Genomic DNA, 2,757 nt, shown 5'->3' on the forward strand with positions numbered 1-2,757 from the left:
GGAAACTCGGTGCTTGTTGCTATGCGCGAGGCGCTGCTTGCCTTTACTACCTAGGGGTATTTTGCTTCTTCGTGATAAAGGCAGCATCTACGTCATATGGCGTCGCGCTGGGTGGGAGCCCACTTTTTCTCACCACATGCCAGCCGAGCAAATAACCCATCACCGCGCCCCAGAGAGCCGATAATAGAGCGGCTACTGCAACGTCAGAAATGAACTGGCTCAAGAGCCTTCCGGTTAGTGCGTCGGACAGGCCAAAAATCATGATGCCAATGAATGCGAACAAAATCGGGACGGGGATCGTCGATCTTATAAATCTCACGGCGTCACCTCTATACGGGGAAAGGGCTGACGCATAGTAGTGCAAGAAAACACACTAACACTTGATGACTGTTAGTGCCTAAAACTCTATCGAATTGGCAATCCGAAGGTCGGGAAGCGCCGTTTGAGGTCTGCAACGGCGGACCAATTGGCCTGGGCCAACCAACATAAGCCCGGCCCGCTTCAATGGTTGAAGCTAGCGGACCGGGCCACCGCCTTTTAGGCCAGCAAGAGGCCGTGCGTCGCGAATGCGAAATCCTGAGGCCTGAGTGCTTCCTCGCTATGGACAACCACGTCGTTGCCTGCACTGAACGTGATCGTGCTTTCATGGGTCGTCGGGTCAAAGGCCGAGATGTTGAGCTGGTTGAAATTTTCGATGCCGAGAGCAGACACGTCGATGTGGTCGGTCCCTAGATTCGAGAAGCCCTGACCAAAATCCTCGATCTTGTCGTGACCGTTGTTGGAGTTGAACACGAACGTGTCGTTGCCGCCTTGGGCGGACACCGCGATGACCTGAGCGTCGCCCCACATATCGTCATTTCCAGTGCCGCTGATCAATTTGTCGGTTCCTCCATGCGCATTACCGGACATGGTCTGCGCATCACCGATAAGGAGGGATTGGAATGTTCCAGCAGGAGGTGGGTTGGAAAGATTGCATCCGGTCAAGGTGTCGTTACCGCCTTGCGCGTTGCCGGACATGCTCTGGGCATCACCAAATGCTTCACTCAGAACCTGTGAGAAGGCGTTTCCACCGTTATAGCTATCATCGCCGCCAACGGCGTGATCGCCCATGTTGGCGCCAGCATCGCCGTAAAATGTGCTTCCTTCCCCGCCGGTCTTGTTGAATGTGTCGTTGCCGCCCTGGGCGTTGCCGGACATGCTTCCGCCAGCATCGCCATAGAAAAAATTTGGGAAAAAAGTTCCGCTAAGCTGATTGTAGGTGTCATCGCCACCCTTGGCAAAATCAGACATGTTGCCGCCAGCGTCGCCATAGAAAAAATTGTCGGTTTCAATGCCGCGCATCGTGTAAACGTCGTTACCACCGGCGGCGTGGCCCGACATATCGCCTCCGGCATCGCCGTAGAAATAATTGTTGGTTTCAGAGGAGCCGTTTTTTGTGAAACTGTCATTGCCGCCGTGGGCATGGTCAGACATGTCGCCGCCGGCGTCACCATAGAACCGCAACGTTCTCTCTGGTCCGTTACTGGCCGTCAATGTGTCGTTGCCCCCTTGGGCGGAGCCGGAAAGATTGCCGCCGGCATCGCCGTAAACGGTGTCTGTAAAATGCCCTTCTCCGAGCGCGAGCGTGATCCTGTCATGACCACCAATGGCGTGATCTGACAAATCGCCACCGGCGTCAGCGTAAACATTGACGGGTATCGGGGTAAAAAACCCGGTGAGCTGAACGTTCAGCGTATCATTGCCAGCGATCGCATGGTCGGAAATGCTCCCGCCCGCATCGCCGTACATGTTCACAGTAATCGTAGATGTAGTCAGCGATAGTTCGCTAGTGATTTGAGCGGACAAGGTATCATCGCCGCCCCTGGCATGATCGGAAATATTTCCGACCGCATCACCAAACATGTTGAATGTAACGGGGGTCGGCAGGGCACCGTTGAAGACAAGTTGCGCGGTGAGAGTATCATCACCACCGATGGCGTGATCCAGGAGACTTCCGCCGGCGTCGCCATATACGACGTTGGTCCCGTCTGGGAAGCCGACCAAAATGTCGTCTGTGCCTATCTGATGATCCGTTAAGTCGCCCGGAGTAATGGGAATGCGCCTGACCATGGCTATCTCCTAGCGATTAAAGAGGCCGCCATACAACGGCCTCGTTTCAATCTGTGTAAGTCTCTCGAAAAATCAGCTACCGCTACGGCGGCGGCGCACGAGCCAATAAGCGCCATAGCCTAGTCCGATCGCAAGCGCGGGAATGCCGGCGCCTAGAAGCGGGGCAGGAGCACCTTGTGCGTGTTTTTCGTTGCCGTTACCGTTGCCATTGCCGACGCCACCATTGGGGATCCCACCTTGATCGGCCAAGGCCGGTGACAAAATAAGCATCGACAGGGCGACCGACGCTACTATGGCTTTCATTCGATTGCTCCCAATTTAAATGGTGATGAATTTAAAATATTAAAGCAGAATTAAATGTCGCGCAATCGTGAGCTGATATCCTTGATGAGTTCCATTGGATTTCAAGGATCTCAAGGCCAAGCCAATTGCGCCTATTATTGAGCATTTTGGACGCTTCTAGCGTACCGGGACTGCCCTCGACGCTCAACTTTGGCAGGTCATATCGGCAACCAGGGTCATCCTTGCTTCGGGGATAGTTATTTTTGCTGTTTTCTTTCAGGGCGCGTTTTCCCGCCTTAGCGACAAAGCGATCGGACCCTTTCCATGTCCGTTCCGGGTTCAAAATGCGACTTACATCCTGCGTCT

The 2,757-nt window shown here is 54.2% G+C and carries 3 protein-coding genes; all 3 read right to left on the reverse strand.

What is annotated here, in order from left to right; genetic code table 11:
- Positions 1-537: 537 nt before the first annotated feature.
- Positions 538-2,109, reverse strand: coding sequence for an autotransporter outer membrane beta-barrel domain-containing protein (locus AC5ZG5_RS45955; protein WP_456647214.1), 1,572 nt, complete (start codon positions 2,107-2,109; stop codon positions 538-540).
- Between the two features lie 72 nt (positions 2,110-2,181).
- A complete protein-coding gene (locus AC5ZG5_RS45960; RefSeq protein WP_130230870.1) occupies positions 2,182-2,412 on the reverse strand; it encodes a hypothetical protein in 231 nt (76 codons plus the stop codon).
- 31 nt (positions 2,413-2,443) lie between these two features.
- On the reverse strand, positions 2,444-2,757 hold a 314-nt coding region (locus AC5ZG5_RS45965), incomplete at its 5' end, for a hypothetical protein (protein ID WP_456647215.1).

Source organism: Bradyrhizobium sp. Ses1, from assembly GCF_059512365.1.

What these genes read in the sequence shown, in the direction of transcription:
- AC5ZG5_RS45960 (WP_130230870.1), bottom strand. Translation starts at nt 2,412, where the DNA reads ATGAAAGCCATAGTAGCGTCGGTCGCCCTGTCGATGCTTATTTTGTCA.
- AC5ZG5_RS45955 (WP_456647214.1), bottom strand. Translation starts at nt 2,109, where the DNA reads ATGGTCAGGCGCATTCCCATTACTCCGGGCGACTTAACGGATCATCAG.